The 23,950-nt window shown below is 64.9% G+C and carries 20 protein-coding genes; 11 read left to right on the forward strand and 9 right to left on the reverse strand.

Annotated features, from left to right (window positions below; translation table 11 throughout):
- The first annotated feature begins 322 nt into the window (after nucleotides 1–322).
- The 6 genes from BMX61_RS11985 to BMX61_RS12010 all read left to right on the forward strand — a co-directional run bounded on the left by BMX61_RS11985 (nucleotide 323) and on the right by BMX61_RS12010 (nucleotide 9,538).
- Complete coding sequence (locus tag BMX61_RS11985) at nucleotides 323–4,735, forward strand: peptidoglycan-binding protein (RefSeq protein ID WP_075629489.1); 4,413 nt, start codon at nucleotides 323–325, stop codon at nucleotides 4,733–4,735.
- 475 nt (nucleotides 4,736–5,210) lie between these two features.
- Nucleotides 5,211–6,137: a sulfite exporter TauE/SafE family protein gene (locus BMX61_RS11990; RefSeq protein WP_075629488.1), complete on the forward strand. Its 927-nt coding sequence runs from the start codon at nucleotides 5,211–5,213 to the stop codon at nucleotides 6,135–6,137.
- Between the two features lie 5 nt (nucleotides 6,138–6,142).
- Nucleotides 6,143–6,994 carry a TIGR02186 family protein gene (locus BMX61_RS11995; protein ID WP_075629594.1) on the forward strand — a complete coding sequence of 284 codons (852 nt, stop codon included), beginning with the start codon at nucleotides 6,143–6,145 and terminating at the stop codon, nucleotides 6,992–6,994.
- Between the two features lie 93 nt (nucleotides 6,995–7,087).
- Nucleotides 7,088–7,324 (forward strand): Lrp/AsnC ligand binding domain-containing protein, encoded by a 237-nt coding sequence (locus BMX61_RS12000; RefSeq protein WP_075629487.1) that lies wholly within the window; start codon nucleotides 7,088–7,090, stop codon nucleotides 7,322–7,324.
- A 20-nt stretch (nucleotides 7,325–7,344) separates the two neighbouring features.
- On the forward strand, nucleotides 7,345–8,109 hold the full coding sequence (locus tag BMX61_RS12005; protein WP_075629486.1) for a class I SAM-dependent methyltransferase: 765 nt from the start codon (nucleotides 7,345–7,347) through the stop codon (nucleotides 8,107–8,109).
- A gap of 127 nt (nucleotides 8,110–8,236) precedes the next feature.
- Nucleotides 8,237–9,538 (forward strand): histidine-type phosphatase, encoded by a 1,302-nt coding sequence (locus BMX61_RS12010; protein ID WP_139198915.1) that lies wholly within the window; start codon nucleotides 8,237–8,239, stop codon nucleotides 9,536–9,538.
- Between the two features lie 51 nt (nucleotides 9,539–9,589).
- Here BMX61_RS12010 and pdeM read toward each other — a convergent pair whose 3' ends face one another.
- The 4 genes from pdeM to BMX61_RS12030 form a co-directional block, all read right to left on the reverse strand.
- A complete protein-coding gene (gene pdeM, locus BMX61_RS12015; RefSeq protein WP_083639613.1) occupies nucleotides 9,590–10,327 on the reverse strand; it encodes a ligase-associated DNA damage response endonuclease PdeM in 738 nt (245 codons plus the stop codon).
- A 74-nt stretch (nucleotides 10,328–10,401) separates the two neighbouring features.
- On the reverse strand, nucleotides 10,402–12,906 hold the full coding sequence (locus tag BMX61_RS12020) for a ligase-associated DNA damage response DEXH box helicase (RefSeq protein ID WP_075629484.1): 2,505 nt from the start codon (nucleotides 12,904–12,906) through the stop codon (nucleotides 10,402–10,404).
- 208 nt (nucleotides 12,907–13,114) lie between these two features.
- Nucleotides 13,115–14,368, reverse strand: coding sequence for an NAD(P)/FAD-dependent oxidoreductase (locus BMX61_RS12025; protein ID WP_075629592.1), 1,254 nt, complete (start codon nucleotides 14,366–14,368; stop codon nucleotides 13,115–13,117).
- Between the two features lie 148 nt (nucleotides 14,369–14,516).
- Nucleotides 14,517–15,251 carry an ABC transporter substrate-binding protein gene (locus tag BMX61_RS12030; protein WP_075629483.1) on the reverse strand — a complete coding sequence of 245 codons (735 nt, stop codon included), beginning with the start codon at nucleotides 15,249–15,251 and terminating at the stop codon, nucleotides 14,517–14,519.
- Nucleotides 15,252–15,444: 193 nt separating this feature from the next.
- On the opposite strand from BMX61_RS12030, the gene BMX61_RS12035 reads away from it, so the two are divergent.
- Nucleotides 15,445–15,978, forward strand: a complete 534-nt coding sequence (locus tag BMX61_RS12035; protein ID WP_075629482.1) for an RrF2 family transcriptional regulator — start codon at nucleotides 15,445–15,447, stop codon at nucleotides 15,976–15,978.
- 2 nt (nucleotides 15,979–15,980) lie between these two features.
- Complete coding sequence (locus BMX61_RS12040; RefSeq protein ID WP_075629481.1) at nucleotides 15,981–16,442, forward strand: carboxymuconolactone decarboxylase family protein; 462 nt, start codon at nucleotides 15,981–15,983, stop codon at nucleotides 16,440–16,442.
- A gap of 37 nt (nucleotides 16,443–16,479) precedes the next feature.
- Here the strand turns inward: BMX61_RS12040 and BMX61_RS12045 are convergent, their stop codons facing one another.
- The 3 genes from BMX61_RS12045 to BMX61_RS12055 all read right to left on the reverse strand — a co-directional run bounded on the left by BMX61_RS12045 (nucleotide 16,480) and on the right by BMX61_RS12055 (nucleotide 19,415).
- Nucleotides 16,480–17,298 (reverse strand): hypothetical protein, encoded by an 819-nt coding sequence (locus BMX61_RS12045; protein ID WP_139198916.1) that lies wholly within the window; start codon nucleotides 17,296–17,298, stop codon nucleotides 16,480–16,482.
- Between the two features lie 337 nt (nucleotides 17,299–17,635).
- Entirely contained in the window at nucleotides 17,636–18,271 is a 636-nt protein-coding gene (locus tag BMX61_RS12050; RefSeq protein WP_075629479.1) for a YitT family protein, read from the reverse strand.
- 184 nt (nucleotides 18,272–18,455) lie between these two features.
- Nucleotides 18,456–19,415 (reverse strand): class I SAM-dependent DNA methyltransferase, encoded by a 960-nt coding sequence (locus BMX61_RS12055; protein WP_075629478.1) that lies wholly within the window; start codon nucleotides 19,413–19,415, stop codon nucleotides 18,456–18,458.
- Nucleotides 19,416–19,814: 399 nt separating this feature from the next.
- Here BMX61_RS12055 and BMX61_RS12060 point away from each other — a divergent pair, with 399 nt between their 5' ends.
- The 3 genes from BMX61_RS12060 (at nucleotide 19,815) to BMX61_RS12070 (ending at nucleotide 22,134) form a co-directional block, all read left to right on the forward strand.
- Nucleotides 19,815–20,081: a DUF6460 domain-containing protein gene (locus tag BMX61_RS12060; protein WP_075629477.1), complete on the forward strand. Its 267-nt coding sequence runs from the start codon at nucleotides 19,815–19,817 to the stop codon at nucleotides 20,079–20,081.
- Nucleotides 20,081–20,599 carry a CAP domain-containing protein gene (locus BMX61_RS12065; protein ID WP_075629476.1) on the forward strand — a complete coding sequence of 173 codons (519 nt, stop codon included), beginning with the start codon at nucleotides 20,081–20,083 and terminating at the stop codon, nucleotides 20,597–20,599. The genes BMX61_RS12060 and BMX61_RS12065 overlap by 1 nt, the downstream gene beginning before the upstream one ends.
- A 167-nt stretch (nucleotides 20,600–20,766) precedes the next feature.
- Nucleotides 20,767–22,134 carry an MATE family efflux transporter gene (locus tag BMX61_RS12070; protein ID WP_075629475.1) on the forward strand — a complete coding sequence of 456 codons (1,368 nt, stop codon included), beginning with the start codon at nucleotides 20,767–20,769 and terminating at the stop codon, nucleotides 22,132–22,134.
- Nucleotides 22,135–22,268: 134 nt separating this feature from the next.
- Here the strand turns inward: BMX61_RS12070 and BMX61_RS12075 are convergent, their stop codons facing one another.
- Both BMX61_RS12075 and BMX61_RS12080 read right to left on the reverse strand, forming a co-directional pair.
- Nucleotides 22,269–23,351 (reverse strand): quinone-dependent dihydroorotate dehydrogenase, encoded by a 1,083-nt coding sequence (locus BMX61_RS12075; protein ID WP_075629474.1) that lies wholly within the window; start codon nucleotides 23,349–23,351, stop codon nucleotides 22,269–22,271.
- On the reverse strand, nucleotides 23,348–23,731 hold the full coding sequence (locus BMX61_RS12080; protein ID WP_075629473.1) for a DUF952 domain-containing protein: 384 nt from the start codon (nucleotides 23,729–23,731) through the stop codon (nucleotides 23,348–23,350). The genes BMX61_RS12075 and BMX61_RS12080 overlap by 4 nt, the downstream gene beginning before the upstream one ends.
- Between the last annotated feature and the right edge of the window lie 219 nt (nucleotides 23,732–23,950).

Below are 23,950 nucleotides of genomic sequence, written 5' to 3' on the forward strand. Positions count from 1 at the left end.
CCGCCCGAGTCCCCGCACCGGGCTGTCTCCCCCAGCATCGTGCGCAGGATGCTATAAAACTTTGACGTTTGCGTAAACGTCAAAGTTCGGAGCTCCGTGGATTTTCTGGCGGTCCATGGAGGCGGTATGATTAACCAACTGTTTACCATACAGGGCGAAAGTTTTTCCCAGTCAGGAGATTTGCCGAATCAGCAGCCAGCCCTGGCCAGTCCTTGGAGAGGTGCCTGCGCCGCGTTTCTTCACAGCGCTGTGCCGGGGGGACGAGCAACAGGCTGACGCAAGTCTCATGTCCGAAAAGAGCCGATGGAAGGCACGGGGCATCATGAACGGATCACGATCGCAGCAGCAGACGCCGAACCAGGAGCCTGGTCGCCGATCGTCGTCTTTCGAGACGCTGAGCCGGACCATCGAGGGCCTTGAGGCCCGGATCGAAGGGCTGATGGAAACCGCCCGCGAGAGGGCCCGTGGCCCGGCCGGGGCGCCATCCCATACCCTTGACCGCTTTTCTGACGACGCGCCGAGCCGTGCCCGCACGGGGGAAATGGCGCTGCGCCAGCCGGATCCGCGCAACCGCCAGGACGCGGCCGATGGACCGGTCACGAGCGCGCGCGCGGAGGCGATCGCCGAAATCATTGCCCGGCAAAAGGCGCTTCTGAGCCGTGGCGAAGCGGCGCGCCAGTCCAGGCCCGCCACGGCGAGCCAGTCGATACAAAGCCCGTCCGTCCACTCCCGTGCCGCAACCACGCAGGGCGCGGCGCCGGCCAGCCCGGCGCCCATGCGGTTAGACCATGCCCAGCACCGCCAGGAGCCGTCGCGCACGGCCGAGCGGCGGCCCCGTTGGCGCGCGCCGGCACAGGCCGAGGCTGATTCCGCCGATATCCACAGGTCCCCCCGAACCGAAGCTGCGCCTGCCGCCTCCGAAATTGCCCAGGCACTTGTCGGCCTGCGCCATGAACTGAAGCAGGAGATCGCGGACGGTCTGGCGCGGGAAATGCAGGCCTTGCGCAGCGAGATGCGTGGGCTGGCCGCCGAAGCCGAGCGCGATCAGACCTCCGCGCGCGACATTCGCGCCGACCTGCAAAAGCTGTCCGACAGCGTCGCCGCCTTGGGTCGCCAGGCTCCCGCCGAGGATGCCGCCGACCTGCGCGCCGAATTCGATGCCTTGCGCCGTATGATGGATGGGCTTGCCCGCGAAGACAGCATGCGCCGCATCGAGGGCCGCTGGGCCGGCGTCGAGGAGCGCATCCTGCAATCCGACAGCACGCGCGACGATGAGCTGGTGGCGTTGGCCTACCGGCTGGACGAGCTCAAGCACCAGATCGCCGCAGCCCAGAGCGAGCCGGCGCTGCATGCGCTCGAAGGCAAGCTTTCGCAGGTGCTGGAGGCGGTCGATCGCCTCGCTGCCCAGGTGGCGCCCACGGACCGCCGCCTTCAAGGCTATATTGCCGATCTCGATCGGCGCCTGGACGACATGCGTTTGCAGATGGGGCAGCTCGACAGCCTCGGCGCGCTCGAAGGGCTGGAAAACCGGCTTGGCGGTGTCATGGACGCGGTGGAAGCCATCGCCATCCAGATGCCACCGAACGATCGCCGCCTGCATGCTTCGCTCGGCGAGCTCGACGGGCGGCTTAGCGAAATGCACGCACAACTGGAGCGCCTTTCGGCCCGGCCGGATCCATCCGTGCTGGAAGCGCGCCTGTTGGAACTCGTCCGGGCCATCGAGGCGGCCGGGCCGCAAGCCGATCGGCGCCTGCAGGAGCAGATGGCCGTCCTGGAGCGCCGGCTGGCCGGTCTTTCCGAGGAAATCGTCTCGCTCGACAGCGTCGCTGCGCTTTCGGCGGTCGAAAGCCGGCTCGTTACGCTTGCCCAGGCGGTGGATACGCTGAGCCGTCAGGTCCGTCCCGGCGACACGGCAATCCAGGAACAGTTTTCGGCGCTCGACCGGCGTCTGGACGAGATTACGCGCGCCATCGTTGTCGGTGGCCGCTCGGCCACCGACGCAGCCGCCGTATCGCGGGTCGAGGCACGGCTTGGCGATCTCACCCGCCAGATCGAGGCGATGCCGGTCCAAGGCAGCGAGCTTGCCGGTCGGATCGAGGCACTGACGGCCCGCATGGAGGAGCTCTCCAGGGAAGACGCCGCAGCCCGCCTGGAGACCCGTCTCGCCCAGCTGTCCGAGATGATGGAGCGTGCCGAGGGCGAGCGCCGTCATGGCGGCCAGGCGCAGGAGCTCGAGCTGACCCGCCATCTTACCGATATCTCCCGCAAGATCGATGCGCTGGAAAACGGCGCCGTCAACGAGGATCTGGCCAACCGGCTCGATGGTCTGTCGCGCCGGATCGAGGCCATGGGCCTCTCCGGTGTTGGCCCTTCCAGCGAGAATGCGCTGTCCGGCCTGGAAGAGCGTCTGGCCCGCATTGCCGAGCGGATCGAAACCGCGCAGAGCGCGCCGGCCGACGATCCCGGCGCATTGGCCGGGCTGCATGCGCAGATTGCCGGCCTGTCCGATCTCCTGCGCATGCCGCGCACCGCTGCCGGCCTTCCCGAAGACATTGAAAACCGTATGAATGCGCTGGAAGACTATCTGTCGACCAGCGACGAATATATCATCGAGGCCGCGCGCCAGGCTGCGGAAGCGGTAATGGATGCCTATGCGCGCGGAAACGGTGCGCCAGGCACGGCGGGAACCGATATGGCGGCCATTGCCGCCCTGGCGGACGATCTCAAGACGCTCGAAGACATGAGCCGATCCAGCCAGGAGCAGACGGCGCGCACCTTTGAGTCGCTGCATGAAACTCTCGTCGACATCGTCGGCAAGCTGGAGCGCCTGGAGCAGCCGGCTGCAGCCGTACGTGCGCCGGTTGCCGAGGCGGCTTCGGCCGGTCGACGTGACGCGCGCATCGGCGAAGAGCCGGCGGACGCGCTGCCGGTTCTGGCCGCCATGCGCGACCAGGACGAGCGGGAGGACGCCGGCCATGCCGGGCTGATCTCCAGCCTGACCCGCCGCCTCTCCGGCCGCAAGGCGGAGACGATGCCCGACCGTCAGATGGTGGAGGCTGCCCCTTCGATCGATCCGGCCGAGCTGCTGGGCTGGGAGGCTGCCAACGAGCCTCTGGAGCCCGGCTCCGGCGGGCCGGACGTCAAGACCATTCTCGCCCGCGTGCGCGCTGGCCAGAAGGCCCGCATGCCCGAGGCTCCGGCCGAGGCCAAGACCGGCGACATTCCGGATTTCATCGCCGCTGCCCGTCGCGCCGCGCAGCTTGCGGCCGAAGAGGTCGATGGGCTGACGCAGGAAGACGGACACGAGCCCGCGCGAGGCGGCCGTTTTGCACGCCACAGAAAGCCGATCCTGATCGCCGTCGGCGCCATCCTGATGGCGCTGCTCGCCTATCCGCTGGTCGGCGCGCTGACCGGCGATGAGAAGAGCCCGGTCATCATCGATGCGCCCGCCCAGGCGCCGAAGCCTGCCGTCACGCCGATGAGCGCGCCCGCGCCGACGGTGGACGGCCCTTCCAGCAAGCCGTCGGATGCCAACGCGCCAGGCAGCAAGGCCATCCAGACCGATCAGACGCAGGCGGATGCTGCCCCGATCCAAGCGATCGATACGCCATCGTCGCAGGCAGGTGATCCCACAGCCTTTGTGCCTGAGCCTGACGCACCGCAGGCCTCTGGGCCCGCAGCCTCCACGCCTCCTGGCGCGGCGCTGAAGGCGGAGCAGGCGACGGGTAATGAGGATGTGACCGAATCCGCATCGATGCCGGTGACCATGGAGGCGCAGTCGGTGGCGGCGTCCGCCAGCACGGTCTCCGCAGCGCCTGTGACCCGGGTTACCACGTCCGCCGTTCGCCCCGCTCCGTCTGCGTCTGCCGCGATCGACGTGCCCGCCGAAATCGCCCCGCCGGCGCTCGCCGACGCGGCCCGTGCCGCCGACCCGCTCGCCTTCTTCGAAATCGGTGCGATCTACACCGATGGACGCGGCGTTGCGCCAGATCTCGCCAAGGCAGCGCTCTGGTACCAGCGCGCCGCCGATGCCGGCCTGGCGCCGGCGCTCTACCGCCTCGGCAGTCTCTATGAGAAGGGCAGCGGCGTCTCGCAGGATCTCGCCAAGGCAAAGACGCTGTACGAAGTCGCGGCCGAAAAGGGCAATGCCAGCGCCATGCACAATCTTGCGGTGCTGATTGCCGGCGGCCGCGTTGGCCCGCCTGATTTCGCCGCGGCGGCACATTGGTTCCAGATGGCGGCCGAGCGCGGCGTTCGCGACAGCCAGTTCAATCTGGCCATCCTCTATGCGCGCGGCAATGGCGTCAGTCAGGATCTCAAAAAGTCCTGGAAGTGGTTCGACGCCGCCGCCGCGCAGGGCGACACGGATGCCGCGCAGAAGCGCGACGAAGTGGCCAAGGTCATCAAGCCGGCCGATCTGGAGATCGCCAAGGCGGAAGCAGCCGTGTGGAAGCCGAAGGCGCTGGAGGCCTCTGCCAACGAGCCATCCGTGCCCGATGCCTGGCTGGGCAAGGCCCAGACGACCGGCGCCATCGACATGAAGAAGGCCATCCGCAACATCCAGGCCATCCTCAACAATAACGGCTTCGACGCCGGCCGCCCGGACGGCGAGATCGGTGCGAAGACGGTGACGGCGATCAAGGCTTTCCAGAGCGCGATCGGCCAGGCACCGACCGGCCAGATCACCGATCAGCTGGTGCGTGAATTGTTGAAGCGCAACGGCCAGAAGGCGTAACGGCCAGAAGGCGTAACGGCATGGGCCGGAGAAGGGCGAGGGGATCGACGATCCGCCTCGGCCTTTGCCTTGCACCTGCCCGGACGATCTCTTGCGAAGCGCGCACGACCTCGCTTGTCGCAAGCCGGCGCGCGGCCCTGGAGCGACCCATGGCAAGGACACTGGATAGCGCCCACAGGCGCGCCGCTCCTCCTGCATCTTCGTTTCGCAGCGCAACGCGACGGAAAGAATCATCCGCTAAGATCACAGCTGGACGCAAGCGCTTATGTGGGGCGGAGAGGCTGCGAACAGCGGATGGCTCGTCCCGGTCGCTTGTCGCCGCCTTGCGAGAGGTGGCGAAATCATGCCGGAAACAGCATGATGATCGCGGCCTCTTTGAAACGAACAGGCGGACGGCGCGCCGAAACGCCGCGAAGATCGCGAAGGCCGGCCAGGAGCGTGCCGGAGCGCTTGTCATCTGGATCGGGTATGTGGCGTGACCGTTTATCTTCCCATCGCTGAATTGTCGGTGAACATCCTGATCATCCTGGGCATGGGCGCGGCCGTCGGCTTTCTCTCGGGCATGTTCGGCGTCGGCGGCGGCTTTCTAATTACCCCACTCCTGATCTTCTACAATATCCCGCCCGTGGTCGCGGTTGCGACCGGGGCAAACCAGGTCGTCGCCTCGTCGATCTCCGGCGCCATCACCCATTTTCGGCGGGGAACGATCGATATCAAGCTTGGCACCGTGCTTTTATGCGGCGGTCTGGCGGGGGCAAGCGCCGGCATCTGGATCTTCGCACTGCTGCGCCGGCTCGGCCAGCTCGATCTGGTCATCTCGCTCGCCTATGTCATTTTGCTGGGCACGGTGGGCGGGCTGATGCTGGCGGAAAGCCTGCGCGCGTTGCGCCGTGCAGCGCGCAACGAGGCGATGCCGCTGCGCCGTCCCGGCCATCACAGCTGGGTTCATCGTCTGCCGCTGAAGATGCGGTTCAAGAAGTCGAAGATCTATCTCAGCGTCCTGCCGGTCATCGCGCTCGGTTTCTGTATCGGCGTGCTCACCTCGGTCATGGGGGTCGGCGGCGGCTTCATCATGGTGCCGGCAATGATCTATCTCCTGCGCATCCCCACCAATGTCGTCGTCGGCACGTCGCTGTTTCAGATCATCTTCGTCTCCGCCTATACGGTCATCGTCCAGGCGACGGCGAACTATACGGTCGATATCGTGCTCGCCTTCTTCCTGATGATCGCTGGCGTCATCGGCGCGCAATATGGCGTGCGGGTCGGACAGAAGCTGCGTGGCGAACAGTTGCGCGCACTGCTGGCCATTCTCGTGCTGGCGGTCGGCATCCGGCTCGCCGTGGAACTGGTCATTCCGCCGGCCGAGATCTATTCGATCGTTTCCAGCATGGCGAGCTACTGATGCGCATGCACCGTCTGCTCGCTCTAGCCCTGATCGCATCGACCCTCCTCATGGCGACGGATGCGCTGGCCCAGGCCGTTCCGCCGGTCACACCGATCACCGGCGGCAGCCCGACGCTCTCGGCCGAGGACACGCCGGCGCCGGAGCCGACGGAAAATCTCGACATCGGTATTTCCACGGAAGAGATCGCCATCACCTCGGACTTTCGCGGCGCGGATCTGACGATTTTCGGCGCCATTGACGGCTTCAACCCCCGTCTTCTGGCGCAGGGCAAATATGATATCGTGGTGGCGCTGGAGGGGCCGAAGGAGAATGCCACGGTCCGGCGCAAGGAGCGCGTTTTCGGCATCTGGATCAACCGCCATTCGATGACCTTCGAATCCGTGCCGCAATCCTACTCCCTGTCGAGCACACGCGATATCGAGCGCATCGCGCCGGCCGGAGAGATCAACAATATCGGTATCGGCGTCGATCATATGCGGCTGGAGCCGGTCGGCTTTTTGGGCGATGGCAGCAATGTCGGCGCATTCCGCGATGCCTTCCGCCGGCTGAAGGAGGCCTCGGGCATCTATCAGCGCGATCCCGGCGGCGTGCAGTTCATCAGCGCCAGCCTGTTTCGCGCCACCGTACGCCTGCCTGCCAATGTGCCGAACGGCACTCATCTCGTCCGCGCCTATCTGTTCCGCGACGGCGCCTTCGTCTCAGCCCGTGCGCTGCAATTGCGCGTGGTCAAGACCGGCCTCGAACAGGCGATCACGCGTGCGGCGCATGAGCAGCCCTTCTTCTACGGTCTCTTCGCCGTGCTCATCGCCGTCATCACCGGCTGGCTGGCCAGCGTCGTCTTCCGCCGCGATTGATCGGCGTGGATTCCCGCGCGCAAATCGATTCCGATCCTCGCATTTATGCAGTATGGGAGGGGCAATAACGCGTGCCTCCAGAGGAACCTGCCCATGAAGCCGATTTTCGTCCAGCTGCAATGCGCCCCGGGCAAGACCTATGAGGTGGCCGATGCGATTTACCGCAAGGAGATCGTCTCCGAAATGTACTCGACGAGCGGCGATTATGACCTCCTGATCAAGATCTATCTGGAGGAGGGCCAGGATATCGGCAAATTCGTCAACGACAACATCGCCACGGTCGACGGTGTTCAGCGCTCGCTGACCACCCTGACCTTCAACGCCTTCTGACAAAGGCGGCGGTTTTTCCAATGCGCATGTTCCGCCGGCATCTGCTGCCCTGGATCAAGGTTCTCGTTTGTCAGATCCTGGCTTTGGCGCTGGTCCTGACGCTGCTGCCCATGTTGCCCGACGATCTGCGCTTCGGGCCGGGCTGGGTTCTGCTGTTTGAAGGCTCGGTGGCCGCGCTTTTCGGGCTGGCTCTGCGTCTGCCGCGCATCTTCTTTCCGATCCAGCTTCTCCTGCCGCTCGCCATTCTCTATTCGGATGTGGTGCCCGCCTGGGCTTTTCTTATTGCCTTCGTGCTCTTCGCCTTGGTCTATTGGAACAGCGCCTCCGAACAGGTGCCGCTCTATCTCACCAATGCCAAAGCCGCCGCCGCCCTTGCCGAGCTTGCCGACGGGAGCGGCGCGAAAAGCCTGGTCGATCTCGGCAGTGGCCTGGGCGATGTCGTCCTGCATGTGGCACGGCTGAAGCCGGAGATCTCGGCGACCGGCATCGAAACGGCGCCCTTGGTCTTCGCGCTCTCGCGCCTGCGCGTCTGGCTTGCCCGCCGCGCCAATGCCAGGATCGTCTATCGCAGCCTCTGGGACGAGGATCTCTCGGCCTATGACCTCGTCTATTGCTTCCTCTCGCCGGTGCCCATGCCCAGGCTCTACGAGAAGGCCCGGCGGGAGATGCGACCGGGCACGCTTCTCGTTTCCAACAGCTTCATCGTTCCCGACGTCACGCCGGAACGCGTCGTCGCGGTCGAAGACGGCAGGCGCACACAGCTTCACATTTATCGCATGGGCTGATGCAGCGTGACGACGTCATGCTTCCGTCATAAGCTCTTTCTAAATCAGGGGAAGACGTGCGGCGCGGTCTGTGTTCCTTTACTCTTGCCGATCGTCTTCAGCATCGCTGCCATCTTGAGGATGAACCATGCCTATGCCGTCCCGCCTCGCTTGCGCCCTCGCGATGCTCCTGCTGACGGTCGCGGGAGCGCAAGGCGCCGATGCGCTGCTCACCGACAAATACATCGCGCTCATGCGCCATGGCGTGCGGCCGCAGACCGACAGCAAGGAACTGGCCAAGCTCTCGCCCAAGCCCTGGCCCAAATGGGATGTCGCCGACGGCCAACTGACCGCGCATGGCGTGGCAGCGGTCAAAGGTCTGGCGCCCTTCGAGCGCGGCATGCTTGCAGCCAAGGGGCTGGTGCCTGCCGAGGGCTGCCCGCCGCCGGGCACGGTCTTCGGCTGGGCCAACAGCGCGGTCAAGCGCACCATCGACACCGGCAATGTGTTGCTTGAGGCGATGTTTCCCGGCTGCGGCCTTTCTGTCGGCACCTGGAAAGGCGAGGGGCCGGACCCGCTCTATGACGCCTCCGACGTCGATCTCGGCGCCATCGATGTCGATGAGGCGAAGGCCGCGATTCTGCAGGCGGCCGGTGGCAGTTTCGATAGGCTCAAGGCCGAGACTGAACCGCTCCTGAAGGAGATCGACGCTATCCTAGAATGCCCTGCCGGCAGCGAGGGGTGCCCATTGTCGGAGCAGCCCTGGAAGCTCGACGTCAAGGAGGCCAGGGACGACAAGCCGGCGAGCGTCTCGGTCAAGGGACCGCTCGCAAAGGCGGGCACGCTTGCCCAGGTCTTCCTGCTGCAATATGCCAATGGCTTTCCGGCTGATCAGGTGGCCTTCGGCAAGGCCTCGACTGCCGAAGACATCATCCGGCTGTCAAAGCTGCGTCAGTTGAAGTACGACGTCGGCAACCGTGTGCCCTATCTCGCGGCCCGCGACGCCTCGAATTTCCTCAACCAGATCCTGATCGCGCTGGCCGTCGATCCCAAGGGCGACGAGGCGGCCGGCGGCCCGCCGAATGCCAGGTTCCTGCTGTTCATGGGCAGCGATACGCAGCAGGCCGAGATCGCCGCCTTGCTCGGCCTTCACTGGCATATCCCGCCCTATCTCGATGACGAAACGCCGCCAACCGGCGCGCTGACCTTCGAGCGGCTGCATGACGCCGCCGGCAAGGCCTATGTCCGCGCTGGCTTCGCGGCGCCGAGCCTCGACCAGATCCGCAAGGCCATCAGTCTGGATTCCGCCCATCCGCCGCTCCAGGCTGTTGCCGCCATTCCCGGCTGCGCGGCGGAGGCGGTCGATGGCGCCTGCCCGCTGGAGACCTTTCTGAAGCTCTCCCGGCCGAAGCTCGATATGACTGCGGTCGCGCCTTATAGCTACCATTGACTGGCAAGACGCAGCCCTTGCCACGCGAATGCGCTGCGTTTTGATATATTATCAGCCGGCGAGATTGCCGTAGCGTACCGAGTAGATCCGATCGCGACCGAGAAGATGCGCGGTGAGCCGGCTGCGGTCGAACAGGCCGTGCATGGCCTTGTGGTCGAGGTCCAGCCCGCCCGCCAGCGTGCCGAAGGCCGGCATGATCAGGCGGCGTCCATCCGTCGCAAAACAGGGCCGGCGCACCGTGCCGCCCCTGCGGGTGACGGAGGCTGACGGGTGAAGATGGCCGGCGATCTCACCAGGTGTTGCGTCCGGGCTCGGCTCGTGCCGGAAGGTTAGGCCGTCCAGATGCAGGACGCTGGCGGCCATGCCGGGAAGATCGGCCACGCCATCCGGATCGTGATTGCCGAGAATGAACAGGAATTCCCGCCCGCGCATGATGCCATCCAGCCGCTCGCGGAAGAGAGCCGGCATCAGGGCCGCCCCACGCCGGTCATGGAAAGTGTCGCCAAGGCTCAAGACCCGCTTGGGATCGTGGCGCAGGATCACCTGTTCCAGACGGGCCATCTGCGCCAGCGTGTCATAGGGCGGCAACAGGCTGCCGCGCCGGGCAAAGGCGGCGCCACGCTCCAGATGCAGGTCGGACACGATCAGCATCGACTGCGCCGGCAGGAACAGCGCGCCGGAGGGATCGCACAGCGCTTCCACGCCTTGAATGACAATGCGCTCGAAGCGATAGGCAGGTCCGGTCTGCCGCGATGACGGCGGATAGGGCCCGGTCGAGGAAAATTTCATGCGTGTCGTTGGTCTCGTTGTTGGAAGCGACAAGGCAGCCTTGCCTGTTCGCCCCGTCCATGGCCGCCGCGCCCTCATCCCTCGGCCATCGCCTGCGTCAGCAGGTCGTCTTCCGCCGCCTCGGCCAGAAGCAGGTCCTGCCCGCCGCCCGGCACGGCCTCGCGGCCGATCTCCAGCATCACGGGCACGGCCAGCGGCGAGACACGATCGAGCGGCCGATGGGTGATGTGGCGCTTGATTCGCCTGAGCATATCGCCAAGCCGGCCAATATCCAAAAGCCCTGTTGCCGCATCCTCGCGCGTGGCCCGAAGCAGGATGTGGTCGGGCTCGTGGCTGCGCAGCACGTCATAGATCAGGTCGCTGGAGACGGTCATCTGCCGCCCTGTCTTCTCACGTCCGGGATGGCGCGGTTCGATCAGGCCGGAGATAATCGCGCAATTGCGGAAGGTGCGCTTCAGCAGATAGCTCTCGTCCAGCCAGGCTTCGAGATCGTCGCCCAGCATGTCCTCGTCGAACAGGTCTTCAAGCGATGGGCGCTCCCGCGTGAAGGCAAGACCCAGATCCTCCGTCGCCCAGATCGCCAGGGAATAATCGGTGGCAACGAAGCCCATGGGGCGCAGGCCTGCCCGATCGAGCCTGCGCGTGAGCAGCATGCCGAGGGTCTGGTGCGCAAGCCGCCCCTCGAAGGCATAGGCAACCATGAAAAAGCGGTTGCCGCGCGGAAAGCTCTCGATCAACAGCTCGTCTTCCGCCGGCAGCATGGAGAGATCCTGCTGGAGCGCGAGCCAGTCGCGCACCTGGTCGGGAAGGGCGTCGTGCCCGGATGGATTGGCCAGCATGCGCCGGACCTGCGCAGCCAGATAGGTGGAAAGCGGAAATTTGCCCCCGGCATAAGACGGCACCTTTGGGTCGAGCGCATAGCCTTGGCTCACAAGGCATTCGCTCTCGCGAATGCCTTCGAAGCGCACCACCTTGCCAGAGAAGAGAAATGTATCGCCCGGCGAGAGCATTTCGAGGAAGAACTCCTCCACCTTGCCAAGCGACATGCCGCCGCGCCCCAGCCGCCCACGCGCATTCTTCGAAACGAGGCGGACATTGAGAACAGGCGATTCGATGATCGTGCCGATGTTCAGCCGGTATTGCTGGGCGACCTTGGGGTTCGACACGCGCCAGAGCCCATCCTCCGTCTTGCGGATGCGGGCATAGCGCTCGTAGACGCGCAAGGCATAGCCGCCGGTGGCGACGAAATCGATGATCCGCTCGAAGGTTTCCCAGTCGAGCCCGGCATAGGGCGAAGCGCTGGTGATCTCGTCGTAAAGCTCCAGTGGATCGAAGGAGGCGGCGCAGGCCATGCCGAGAACATGCTGGGCCAGCACATCCAGCGCACCGCGCCCGACAGGCGGCGTATCCTGGGCGCCGAGATAGTTGGCGTCGAGCGCCGCCTGGCATTCCATCACCTCGAAACGGTTGGCCGGCACGAGGATTGCGCGGCTTGGCTCGTCCATGCGGTGATTGGCGCGGCCGATGCGCTGGGCGAGCCGGCTTGCCCCCTTGGGCGCGCCGACATGGATGACGAGATCGACATCGCCCCAGTCGATGCCGAGATCGAGCGTCGATGTGGCGACGACGGCGCGCAGCCGGTTCTCGGCCATGGCGGCTTCCACCTTGCGCCGCTGGCCGACATCGAGCGAGCCGTGATGCAGGGCGATCGGCAGATTGTCGTCGTTGATCGTCCACAGCGCCTGGAAGAGCCGCTCTGCCTGGCTGCGGGTGTTGACGAAGAGCAGGGTGGTGCGGTGGCGCTTCAGCGCTTCATACACCTCGCCCATGGCATATTCGGCCCGATGCCCGGCCCAGGGCACGCGGGTTTCGGTATGCAGAATGGAAATCTCCGGCCTGGCCCCGCCCTCGATCTTGACGAGCCCCGCATGGCGCGAGGCCCCCTCGACCTGACCGACCAGCCAGCGCTGCAGGTCCATCGGGTCGGCGACCGTCGCCGACAGTCCGATGGCGCGCATATCCGGTGCCAGCCGGCGTAGCCTTGCAAGGCCGAGCGAGAGAAGGTGGCCGCGCTTGGAGGTGACCAGCGAATGCAGCTCGTCGAAGATGACGAAGCGCAGATCCTTGAAGAAGCGCTCGGCCTCGCCATTGGCCAGCAGCAGCGCCAGCTGTTCCGGCGTGGTCAGGAGAATATCGGGCGGATTGACGCGCTGGCGCTGGCGCTTGCCCTGCGGCGTATCGCCCGTGCGATTCTCGATGCGGATCGGCAGGGCCATCTCGGTCACCGGTCCGGTCAGATTGCGCTCGATATCGACGGCCAGGGCCTTGAGCGGTGAAATGTAGAGCGTATGGATACCGGCAAAGCCCGAGCCCGGCGGAATGCGGCCGCGCTGGCTCAGCGAGACGAGCGACGGCAGGAAACCCGCCAGGGTCTTGCCCGCGCCGGTCGGAGCGATCAGCAACATGTCCTCGCCCGCGCCAACGCGCGACAGCAGCCCGAGCTGATGCGGCCGCGGCTGCCAGCCCTTTTTCTCGAACCATTGGCGGAAAGGGGCAGGCAGCGTGTCCGGGCTATCCATCGTCCTGTCCACGCAAACTCCCTTTCGGCCTGGAGTGGGATGGCGACACCCGCGGCAGTTGCCGCCGCAAATCCCGTTCTCGCCCTGTCATGTTGGTCATGCTTGAGACGTCAGACTGTATCGGTCCAAAATCACCATGATCCGGAGGCAGCCCGTTGCCATGACCGAAAATAGGTCTGTGCCTGCGGGAATTGAAGAGCGGACTGCTTCAGGCGAAGCGGGCAGGGGAAAAGGGCATGGGATCGGCGAAAGGGGTTTCGCCTGTTATCAGCTCCGCCAGAAGCCGGCCGCTGGCCGGTCCCAACGTCAGCCCATGATGGGCATGGCCGAAATCGCACCAGAGGCCAGCCTGGCGCGGGACTGGGCCGATCAGCGGCTTCATATCGGGCAGGCATGGGCGCAGGCCCAGCCACGGCTCGGCCTCGACAGGCGGACCCAGCGGCAGAAGCCCACGCGCCGCCACCTCGCAGGCCTGGATTTGCGCCAGATTGACGGGACTGTCGGCAGCCGCGAATTCGATGCCGGTCGTCAGCCGCAGGCCCTGGCGCATGGGTGCAAGCACATAGCCGGCCTGCTCATCCACCACGGGCCGTTCCGGCATCAGGCCTTCCGGCTGAGCGTAATGGCGGTGATAGCCGCGCTTGACCGCCATTGGCACCTTGAGCCCGAAGCGCGCAATGAGCGCTGCCGACTGCGGACCCAGCGCCACAACGGCCTGCCTGCCTTCAAGGCGCCCGACTTCGGTTTCGACCGACCAGCCGGCCGCCTCCTGCCGCAGCGTCTCGGCATGGCCGCGCAGCACCTGTCCGCCCGACCGGCGAAAGAGTTCGGCATAGGCCTTGGTCAGCGCCAGCGGGTCTTCCACTGTCAGAGGATCGCGCCAATGCACCGCGCCGGCAATGGCGTTTCGACCCGTTCGATAGGCGGGCTCCAGAGCGAGAAAGGCATCGCTATCGAGGATCGAGACCGAGAGCCCGTGCGAGGCGCGAAAGCCCTCGCCCTCCCGCGCTGCGGCCTCGAAGCTGGCCTGGCTCTTGTAGAGAGAGATCCAGCCGCCGGCCCGCATCAATGTCGATGCGCCCGCGCGCTCGGCCAGTGCCTGATGCTCCGTGATCGAGGCCTCGATCAGCGGCAGAAGTGCCGCGGCCGAGGCCTGCAGCGCATCAGGGGCGGATGCGCGCCAATAGCCCAGCAGAAAGGGCGCGATCCGGGCGAGGAATCTTGGATCGTAGCGCACGTCCGAGCGCCGGTTGAGGCCGTAGGCAAAGAGGGCCGAGAGCTTGCGCGGAAAGGCATAGGGCACCACGGAGGAGCGCTCGATCAGCCCGGCATTGCCATAGCTCGTGCCCCGGCCGGGCTCTGCGCGATCGACCAGCACGACGGAACGGCCGCGCGCCTGAAGATGCAACGCCGCACTGACGCCGATGATGCCAGCGCCCAGGACGAGACAGTCAGTTGTCATGAACATTCACCAGCAATCGCGCCACAGGGCTTCCCCCGCGCCCCGATCGATGGGCGCCTACCGCAGCGGACAAGCCAAAAGGCAAAGGGGAAAAAGACTGCGCCAGGCCTGGCTCAATGCCCGGCCCGGCGCAGATCGACTCGATGAATCAATAGATATCGAAGGGGAAATATTTTCGGGTGATCTTGGTATAGGTGCCGTTCTTGACGATCGCATCGATTGCCGCGTTGAACTTTTCCTTCAGCGGATCGCCCTGGCGCAGGCCGATGCCCACCTCGGTCTGCGTGTCGGGTACGTCGCCAAGCAGCTTGCAGCAATCCTTGCCGGCTTTGTTCAGGAAGTCGACCAGCACGAACTTGTCGGTGATCAGCGCATCGAGACGGCCGTTCTGCAGGTCCGCCGTCGCCTCGTCATTGCTCGGATAGAGCTTCACCTCGGCCCCGGCCTTGCCATAGTGATCCTCGGCATAGTCGGCCTGGGTGGTGGAGCCCTGCGCGCCGATCGCCTTGCCCTTCAGGGCTTCGGGCGTCACGCCGGTGATCGTGCTGTCCTTTGGCACGCCGATCGACAGCGGCTGGGAGTAGTATTTCTTCGAGAAGTCGATCTTCTTCTTCCGCTCTTCGGTGATCGACATGGAGGCGATGATCGCATCGAACTTCTTGGCGGTCAGCGCCGGGATCATGCCATCCCATTCCTGGGAGACGATCTTGCACTTGGCCTTCATTTCATCGCAGAGCGCATTGGCGATATCGACATCGAGACCCTTCAGGCTGCCATCCGTGTCGACATAGTTGAAGGGCGGGTAGGCGCCCTCGGTGGCGATGGTGATCGTGTCTTGGGCCTGTGCCAGCTGGGTTGCGGCCAGCAGCACCGCCGCTGCCATCAAAATCTTCTTCACGCGCGTTCCCCTTGTTTGCGCCGCCCTGGCTGAGCGGCAGGCGAAGATTAGCGCAGTTGCCGCGTTGCACAAGCGCTTCTCTGACGAGCGGCAAGATGTCGCTCGTTGTCGCCGGTTCCCAGTGCTTGCCTTTTTCCCAAATCGCGGATAAAAATTATCCACGATTAGGAGATGGCTTATGAAACTTGGCGAGGGTGTCGAACAGGCGATCCATTGCGTAGCGCTGCTATCAGGGCTTGAGCCCGGCGCCGTGGTCTCGGCCGCCGCGCTCGCGGCCTTCCATGGCGTCTCCGTCAGCTATCTCCTCAAGCACCTCCAGGCGCTGTCTTCCTCCACCGGCCTTCTTGAAACCGTGCCCGGCCCGCGTGGCGGCTACAGGCTGGCGAGGCCGGCTTCCGCTATATCGTTGCTCGACATCGTCCTCGCGCTCGAAGGGCTCGCGCCGGCCTTTCGCTGTGCCGAGATCCGCCAGCGCGGCCCCGATCCCTTGCCTGGCCGCTATTTCGCCAAGCCCTGCGGCATTGCCGCCGCCATGTTGAAGGCAGAGCGCGCCTATCGCGCGGAGCTTGCGCGCGTGACCATCGCCGATGTCGTTGCCGGACTGGCCGCCGAAGATAGCGATGGCGCCATTGCCGCGCGCGGCTGCGCCTTTCTCACCCTTCATCAACGCCGGCCCGGCCAAGGTGCTGCGCCGGCCCTCAAGGAGACCTGACGATGCAAACCCGCCTGAATTTCGCCAAGGCCGCACCGGCTGCCTACAAGGCCGTCCTTGCGCTGGAAAGCCATGTCCAGTCCAGCGGGCTGGAGCGGCGTTTCATCCATCTCATCAAGCTGCGCGCATCGCAGATCAATGGCTGCGCCTATTGCGTGGACATGCATGTGAAGGAAGCGCGCACCGACGGGCTGAGCGAGCAATGGATCAATCTGATGTGCGTCTGGCGGGAATCGCCCCTTTATGACGCGCGCGAGCGCGCGCTGCTCGGCTGGGTCGATGCGATCACCGATATCGCCCATGCCGGCGCACCGGATGCCGATTATGCGGCGCTGAAGGCGCATTTTTCCGAAGCGGAGATGACCGAGATCACCGTGGCGATCGGCACGATCAATATCTGGAACAGGCTGGCCGTCGGCTTCCGGCTTCAGCATCCGATCGATGCTCTGGCGCAGGTGGCCTGAGGGTGTTCAGCAGCCCTGCGATGGCGCGCGTCTGCCGTCAGGCGCGCTGCCGGCCGTTGGCCGCAGGCAGCGCCATCGCATCGATCCGCGCCCGCTCCGCCAGGAACCTGGCGGAGGCCTTGTCGGCCCCCTTGGCCGTCCAGAGGCTGGCATCCTCGGCATAATCCAGGCTGATCAAGTCGGCGGGAACGCTGGCAATGCCAGCCGCGAAGCTGCGCGCACCGATCTGCAGGAGGTAATGTGGCAGGATCTGGTCGAGATGATAGTGCGGACCGGCCGCCAGCCCTGCCAGCAGCACGCGCGCAAGTCGTCCCGCGAAATCACGCGAAAGCGGCGTGTTGCGATAGTAGACAGCGTTGGCGATGATCTTCTGCCAGGGCTTGGCCTTGTGCGGACGAAAGTTGAAGGCGGCCTGCGCCGTGACAGCGTCGAGCGTCTCCCAGGGGCAGGACCGGGCGATGGTGTCGATATCGAGGATCAGCAGGCGTTCCACACCCAGGTCCAGAAGCCTGGGCGCACCGACGAACCGCGCGGCGTTATAGTAGATGTTGAGCCGTCGAGGCAGGTCGAGACCGTCGAGCGGATCGATCGTCGTGCTCAGCCGGATCGTCCGATAGAGCCGGCGCAGCCGGTCGACCTCGTCCAGAACCGTCTGATCAGGTTGGAGCAGGTGCAGATGAACACAGAAAGCCTTGCCGATCAGCGCGAGCGACTTGATGAAGGATAAGGCATAGCGGCGGAAATAGGCTGGATCGCAGGCCACGAGGATCACGTCCTGGCCTTTGAGGTGATCGGTACCCTCAAGCCGAAGCGTGCTGTTCAGCCTGTCCAGCCGGCCGGCCGCGAAGCCCGGCAAGGCCGAAGCGGCCGCGGCCTGAAGATAAAGCCTGGTCCGCCAGACCAGAGAATGTCTCTTCTTCCGGATCGGCCTAATTTCAAAATCGGTGATGTCGATTGTCATCGTGTCAGGGACCGGACGACGAGCCCTTCCGCATTGCGCGTCTTGCCCGCGGCGCAATACATCATCCCGCCGAACGCAAGAGGGCTCGGAGCGAAGAGGACAGGCCTTTGACGGCCGCCTTCTTCTTCCCTGACATGGGAAGCGATTGCGGAAAATTTCGGGCACACATCACGATCTGCGAAAATGCAACCGGTGATGCGGCGGACGGATCCGCTACGTCACGTCGCTGAGCTCAAAGCGCGATATAGCGATCCGAGCGGTGATTGATGGCGACGAAGAGATTGAGCACGACGGCGCCAAGGACGGAATAAAGCACGGTCTGCGGCGTGGTGACGAAGAAGGCGACGGCGAGCACGCCCATGTCGATTACGAGCTGCACCAGCCCGGCGCGGATGCCGAAGCGCTCCTGCATCCAGATGCCGAGAATGCCGACGCCCCCGAGGCTGGCGCGGTGGCGGTAAAGCGCCAGAAGACCATAGCCAAGCAGAAGGCCGCCGGTCAGCGCCCCCCAGGCCGGCTGCATGCCGGCAATCGTAAAGAAGCGTGTCTGCAGATCGGACAAAAGCGCGGTCAGCCCGATGGCGATGAAGGTCTTGAGCGTAAAAGCCAGGCCGAGCCGCTTCAGCGACAGGTAGAAAAAGGGAAGGTTGAGCAGGAAGAAGGCAAGGCCGAAATTGATGCCGAAGGCGTAATGCAGAAGGAAGGCGACCCCAGCCGTGCTGCCGGTGAGAAGCCCGGCGCTGGCGAGCATATAGAGCCCTAGGGCTGCCACAAGGCTGCCGGTTATGATGCCCTGTACATCCTCTACAGGCGTGTGGCGCGCAGCCGTGGAGTTCCAGAAGCCAAGCGTGCTCATCAGCTGTGCCATCGGCATGTCTCCGGCAAAAACGCGCTAGCGGGCAAGGCCCCTCAGCGGACAAAACAGGGAAAGACGACGAAAATTCCGCAGAATGCTCTGCCAACACGCAAATAGTATCAGGCGTTTAGCCCGGTTTCGCAAGCGCGATATGTAAGGAATGCTGACCTAATTCAAGATCGCAAGAATCGATCGCTCAGCTGGTTTTGCGCGCAAGAAACAGAATGCCTTGCACCTCTTCCGCGCCATCTTTGCGAATGGTCGCGCGCTCGGTCGTGAGGATATCGAAACCGGCATCACGCGCAATCGCCGTCACATAGGCGTCCTGATGGGCAAAGCGCAGCGATGGACGCAGGAGAATCCCTGCCTCAGAGGAGCCTCCACCAGGCGCGGCATCGGCGTCCTCCACTGAAAAGGCAAACAGCCCGCCCTGCCTCACCAGCTGCCCTGCCAGGGTGAAAACCGGCACGAGATCGCCGAGATACATCAGCACGTCGGCAGCGGCGGCGAGATCCGTCCTTTCAGGCGCGAGGGCGGTGCCGAACAGGCCCGAGCGTTCGGCCGGCTGCGCAAGATCGGCCTGGCCGAGATGGTCGTAAAGCCCTTTGGCCCGCGCCTTGGCCAGCATGTTGGCCGAGAGGTCAAAGCCCTCGAGCCGATGGGCAAGCGCGCGGATTTCGGCACCGAAAAGTCCAGTGCCGCAGCCGAGATCGACGACCAGGCCAAAGGGGACGTCGGCTTGGCTTGTCACCAGGCGGGCAAGCCTTTGCGGCACGCTGTAGCCAAGCCGCTCCACCAGGGCAGCGTCGAACCGATCGGCATAATCGTCAAAGAGCTGGGCGACATAGGCGCTGGGCGCCTGACGCGGTGCAGGCGCGCCACCAAGTGCCGCCTGCTTCAGCCGCGCGCCGAAGACATCCTCGGGCGAAAGCGCCAGCACCCGCTCCAGCGCCGCCAGCGCCTCTGCCTTCGCGCCGGCCTTTTCGGCATAATCGGCAAGGCGAAACCAGCCGGCAGCCCAGTCCGGCACGCGTTCCAGCGCCTGGCGCATGAGGTCGGCCGCACCTTCGGCATCGCCGCTTTCGGCAAGCATGGCCGCATATTCGGCGCGCCGGTCGGCCAGCAGGTCGCCGGAGGTCAGGGAATGGAGGCTCATCGGCTGTCTGGCTCCGCGCTGTCGGGGATCAGCAGCATACCCGCCGTCATGCGCCCCGTCTTGTCTTCGAGATCCGCCGCTGATAGCGCAGACCGGTCGCGGGTGAAATCGTCTTTCGCGGCCTTCGGAAAAGCCCGACGCGCGCCATGACGATATGCCGCGCATGAAATAATCGGTCGTGGTCGAAGAAAAGCCCAACTCGGACGCCATCGCCGCGTCATGCCCGCGTCAGCCAGGGCTGATAAAGCAGATCGCGTCGAAGAGGGCGCGACCGCGTCATGCCTTGGATCGGTATCGATTCAAGGCAAGGTCATGCAGCAGATTTGAGCCTGCGACACCATGTTTGCGCAGCCGATGGCGGCGACACTGTCGCTACGGCAACCGAGTGAGAGGATCGAGATGAGCGACGGTGTGAACCGGTTTCTGGGGGATTCGCCGCTGCGCGTGGTGATCAAGCTGGTGGTGATCTCCCTGATCGTCGGCTTTCTGATGAAGGTCTTCGGCTGGACGCCCTTCGGCATTCTCCACACGATCGAGGACTTCCTGCGCGATCTCTGGCGCCAGGGTTTTGCAGCGCTCGGTTCGTTCGGCGATTATCTGCTCCTGGGCGGCGCCATCGTCGTGCCGGCCTTCCTGATCATCCGCCTGTTGAGCATCCGCCGCTGATGTCGTCTCTGCCTGTTGTCTCGCAGCTCGGCCGCTCGCGCCGGGCCGTTCTGTCCCTCCTTGCGCTGGGCGGCCTCTCCGCTTTGGCGAGTTGCGCTGGCCGGCCCGTTCCTCCGCCGCCCGGCGTCGGCCGCGATGAGACCGATACGGTGCTCGGCTTCGTCAACCAGTTGCGCAAGGACAAGGGCCTCACGCCGCTGTCGCGCGACCCCGCTGCCGTTGCCGCTGCCCGCTATCAGGCCGCGCGCATGGCCAAGGCCGGGAAGATGGCGCATCTGCTTTCGATCTCCGACAGCTTTCATGACCGGATGAAGGACGGCAATGTCAAACTGCCGGCGGCCGAAAACATCGCAGCCGGTCAGGCGAGCGCCGAAGCAGCCTATCAGGCTTGGTTCCACTCGCCGAAACATCTCGAAAACATGCTGGGTTCCCATTATAGCGGGCTCGGCGTGGCAGTGGTCGCCAATCCCGCGACTGGCAACCGGCCTTATTGGGCCATGGTCCTGTCCTCTGGCTGAGCCTGCCGGATCACCCTTTGGCACTGCAGAGCACCGGTGCCCCGACTGACGGATTCTGCCGTCCGATTTGCGGCCTGAACCCTCTTGACGAGGGGTGTGTGTTCGCTGAATGTTCCGATCTCGCCGGCCCTGCGCCGATGACTGGACCGATCCATGGACAGCCCCTCATGACCGCCGCTTCGCCCGATCTGCCCGAGAATGCCGTGACGAAAAGCGAGGGTGGCGCCTTTGTCGTCACCAACAGGCTGGTTCTATCGATCGCCATTCCCATGACGCTTGGCTTTCTCACCACGCCACTTCTCGGTCTGGTGGATACCGGCGTTATCGGGCGGCTTGGCGAGGCGCGGCTGCTGGCAGGTCTTGCGGTCGGCGCCATTCTTTTCGACCTGATCTTCACCACGTTCAATTTCCTGCGCTCGGCCACCACCGGCCTGGTGGCGCAAGCCTTTGGGCGTGGCGATCTGCGCGAGCAGCAGGCGATCTTCTGGCGCTCGCTCGCAATCGCGCTGGTATGCGGCCTGGCGCTTGCGGCGCTGTCACCATTGATCCTGCGTGCCGGCCTTGCCGTGCTTCAGCCGGGCGAGGAGATCGCCGCGGTTACCCGCAGCTATTTCTTCTACCGGATTCTCGCCGCGCCTGCCTCGCTCGCCAATTATGCCGTGCTTGGCTTCGTACTCGGCCGGGGGCAGGGCGCGCTCGGCCTTTTCCTGCAAAGCTTGATCAACGGCATCAACATCGTGCTGTCGATCACCCTCGGCCTGGTGCTGGGCTGGGGCGTGGTCGGCGTTGCCTGCGCCACGGCGGCCGGCGAAACGATCGGTGCTTTGGTTGGCCTGTTCCTGGTCATGTCCGGCTTCGATCGCCGCCACCGTCCCGCCTTTGCGGAAATCGTCGCCCGGGATCGGCTGATGGCGCTCTTCGCGCTCAACCGCGATATCATGATCCGCTCTTTCGTGCTGCTCGCCGCCTTCATGGTGATGACGCGGCTGGGTACAGCGCAGGGCGCGGTGACGCTGGCGGCCAATTCGCTTTTGATGACGATCTTCCTCCTGGCGGGCTATTATCTCGACGGGCTTGCCAATGCGGCCGAGCAATTGACGGGCCGGGCGATCGGCGCGCGCTACCGTCCGGCCTTCGAGCGGGCCTTGAAGCTGACGGCCCTCTGGGCCTTTGCGCTTGCCGCCGCGACCACGCTTCTGTTTCTGGTCATCGGCCCCTGGATGATCGATGCACTGACCAATGCGGCGGATGTGCGCGCCGAAGCTTATCGTTACGTGCCCTGGGCGGCCGTCACCGCGCTGACCGGCGCCCTGGCCTTCCTGATGGATGGCGTCTTCATCGGCGGCACCTGGTCGCGCGACATGCGCAACATGATGCTGGCCGCTTTCTGTCTTTACGCCCTGGCAGCGGCTGTGCTGGTGCCCGTTTTCGGCAATCATGGCCTCTGGGCGGCGCTCAATCTCTTCCTGGTGGCGCGCGGTGTCCTGCTATTGGCGCGGCTTCCCAGGCGGGTGACCGCAACCTTCGTGTCCTGAAGCTCCGGTTTGCGCCTCGCATCGATGGACGACACGAAAGCAGCGCCGCAGAGCCGTGATCCATCCGGCATAACGAGGATCGACAAGCGCAGTGTTGAAAAGCGCCGATAGGGGCAAACCGATCTGATGCTGTCCTAAAGCTTTTCCGCCGCCCAGAAGTCGGTGCGGCTGTCGCGGATATCACGGATCGAGAAGAGCTGTTCACGCGCGCACAGATGCGAGAGGTGGCTGACGATCAGGCCGGGCAGGCGCGGCCCGTGATACACCATGCAGGAATAGAGCTGAACCAGATCCGCTCCGGCGCGGATCTTCTCCGCCGCCGTCTCCCCGGAATTGACGCCGCCCACGCCGATGATCGGCAGGGAAGGGCCGACGCGCTGGCGCATTCGGGCCAGCATGATGGTGGAACGGCGAAAAAGCGGCTTTCCGGAAAGGCCTCCGGCTTCCTGCGCCTGGCGCGTATCGCTCAGACCATCGCGCGCAAGCGTGGTGTTGGAAACGATTAGCCCGTCCAGTGGGTGGGCCAGCGCCTCGGCGGCGATATCGTCCATGCCCTCCTCGCTCAGATCCGGGGCGATCTTCAGGAAAACCGGGACACGGGCCTCGACCGCCACCTCGTCCCGCGCGGCGAGCACGGCTTTCAAAAGCGCGGCGAGACTTTCGCGCGCCTGCAGGTCGCGCAGGCCCGGCGTGTTGGGCGAGGAGATATTGACCGTGAAATAGCGGGCGAGCCCGGAAAAGCGGCGAATGCCCTGCACATAATCGGCAATGCGATCGGCGCTGTCCTTGTTGGCGCCGATATTGACGCCGATCAGCGCGTCCCTGCGGCATTGCGCCAGGCGGGCGAGGGCCGCATCATGGCCGTCATTGTTGAAGCCGAGCCGGTTGATGACCGCCTCGTCGGCCTTCAGGCGGAAGATGCGCGGCTTGTCATTGCCGGCCTGCGGCCGCGGCGTCAGCGTGCCGACCTCTGTAAAGCCGAAGCCGAGCTTGAGGATCGCCTCGGGCACCTCGGCATTCTTGTCATAGCCGGCGGCCAGGCCGAGCGGATTGGGAAAGGAAATGCCGGCAACCGTCTGGCGCAGGCGCGGGTCGGCGCGCGTCGGCTTGGCTGGGGCAAGACCGGTCTTCAGGGCTGCGATCGACAGGCCATGGGCCGTTTCGGGGTCGAAGCGAAACAAGGCGCGCCGGCCCATCCGGTCGATGAAGCGGTTCATCGCGCGGCCTCCGGTCCTGCCGTGTCTCTGTCCGACATCACCTGCGGGGGAAAGATGTGGCGCCCGTCCTCGCCAAGCGGCAGCTCGGCCTCCCACAGAACGGCCGAAAGCGGCAGCAAGCCATAAAGATGGGGAAACAGGGCGCCGCCGCGCGATGGCTCGAAGACCAGCGCCGTGCCGAGCGCCTCGGCATCCACGGCAACCAGAAGGAGATCCCTCTGTCCGCTAAAATGGCGCATCGCGGTTTCCACAGCTTGGTCAGCGGTGGAAAAATGGATGAAGCCATCGGCGAGATCAACCGGCGCGCCCTCGAAACGGCCTGACGCGCGGGCCTCCTGCCACAGCGCACGCGGCACGATCTTGTAGATCACCTGCGTCATATCTGCACCCTCCTGCCGTGCCCACAAGGATGTCGCGGGTTGCGCGCACAGTCTCGCTTGACCCCTTTCGACCGGCTCTTGCCTGCGGCATGCCTCAATTGCGCGCCAATGTCCACCAATGCGGGAAGTGATGCGCTAAGATCCAACGGATTCCTGAGGGCATCGGCCCTTTCCCGCCTCGCGGGAAGGCGGCGCCTGCATGACCCTTGATGATCATGC

Source organism: Xaviernesmea oryzae (assembly GCF_900109605.1).
Lineage (GTDB): Bacteria > Pseudomonadota > Alphaproteobacteria > Rhizobiales > Rhizobiaceae > Xaviernesmea > Xaviernesmea oryzae.

Bases quoted from the DNA above. Each gene is read 5' to 3' on its own strand.
- BMX61_RS11985 (WP_075629489.1), top strand. From the start codon at position 323: ATGAACGGATCACGATCGCAGCAGCAGACGCCGAACCAGGAGCCTGGT.
- BMX61_RS11995 (WP_075629594.1), top strand. From the start codon at position 6,143: ATGCACCGTCTGCTCGCTCTAGCCCTGATCGCATCGACCCTCCTCATG.
- BMX61_RS12000 (WP_075629487.1), top strand. From the start codon at position 7,088: ATGAAGCCGATTTTCGTCCAGCTGCAATGCGCCCCGGGCAAGACCTAT.
- BMX61_RS12005 (WP_075629486.1), top strand. From the start codon at position 7,345: ATGCGCATGTTCCGCCGGCATCTGCTGCCCTGGATCAAGGTTCTCGTT.
- BMX61_RS12010 (WP_139198915.1), top strand. From the start codon at position 8,237: ATGCCTATGCCGTCCCGCCTCGCTTGCGCCCTCGCGATGCTCCTGCTG.
- pdeM (WP_083639613.1), bottom strand. From the start codon at position 10,327: ATGAAATTTTCCTCGACCGGGCCCTATCCGCCGTCATCGCGGCAGACC.
- BMX61_RS12020 (WP_075629484.1), bottom strand. From the start codon at position 12,906: ATGGATAGCCCGGACACGCTGCCTGCCCCTTTCCGCCAATGGTTCGAG.
- BMX61_RS12025 (WP_075629592.1), bottom strand. From the start codon at position 14,368: ATGACAACTGACTGTCTCGTCCTGGGCGCTGGCATCATCGGCGTCAGT.
- BMX61_RS12030 (WP_075629483.1), bottom strand. From the start codon at position 15,251: ATGGCAGCGGCGGTGCTGCTGGCCGCAACCCAGCTGGCACAGGCCCAA.
- BMX61_RS12035 (WP_075629482.1), top strand. From the start codon at position 15,445: ATGAAACTTGGCGAGGGTGTCGAACAGGCGATCCATTGCGTAGCGCTG.
- BMX61_RS12040 (WP_075629481.1), top strand. From the start codon at position 15,981: ATGCAAACCCGCCTGAATTTCGCCAAGGCCGCACCGGCTGCCTACAAG.
- BMX61_RS12050 (WP_075629479.1), bottom strand. From the start codon at position 18,271: ATGGCACAGCTGATGAGCACGCTTGGCTTCTGGAACTCCACGGCTGCG.
- BMX61_RS12055 (WP_075629478.1), bottom strand. From the start codon at position 19,415: ATGAGCCTCCATTCCCTGACCTCCGGCGACCTGCTGGCCGACCGGCGC.
- BMX61_RS12060 (WP_075629477.1), top strand. From the start codon at position 19,815: ATGAGCGACGGTGTGAACCGGTTTCTGGGGGATTCGCCGCTGCGCGTG.
- BMX61_RS12065 (WP_075629476.1), top strand. From the start codon at position 20,081: ATGTCGTCTCTGCCTGTTGTCTCGCAGCTCGGCCGCTCGCGCCGGGCC.
- BMX61_RS12070 (WP_075629475.1), top strand. From the start codon at position 20,767: ATGACCGCCGCTTCGCCCGATCTGCCCGAGAATGCCGTGACGAAAAGC.
- BMX61_RS12075 (WP_075629474.1), bottom strand. From the start codon at position 23,351: ATGAACCGCTTCATCGACCGGATGGGCCGGCGCGCCTTGTTTCGCTTC.
- BMX61_RS12080 (WP_075629473.1), bottom strand. From the start codon at position 23,731: ATGACGCAGGTGATCTACAAGATCGTGCCGCGTGCGCTGTGGCAGGAG.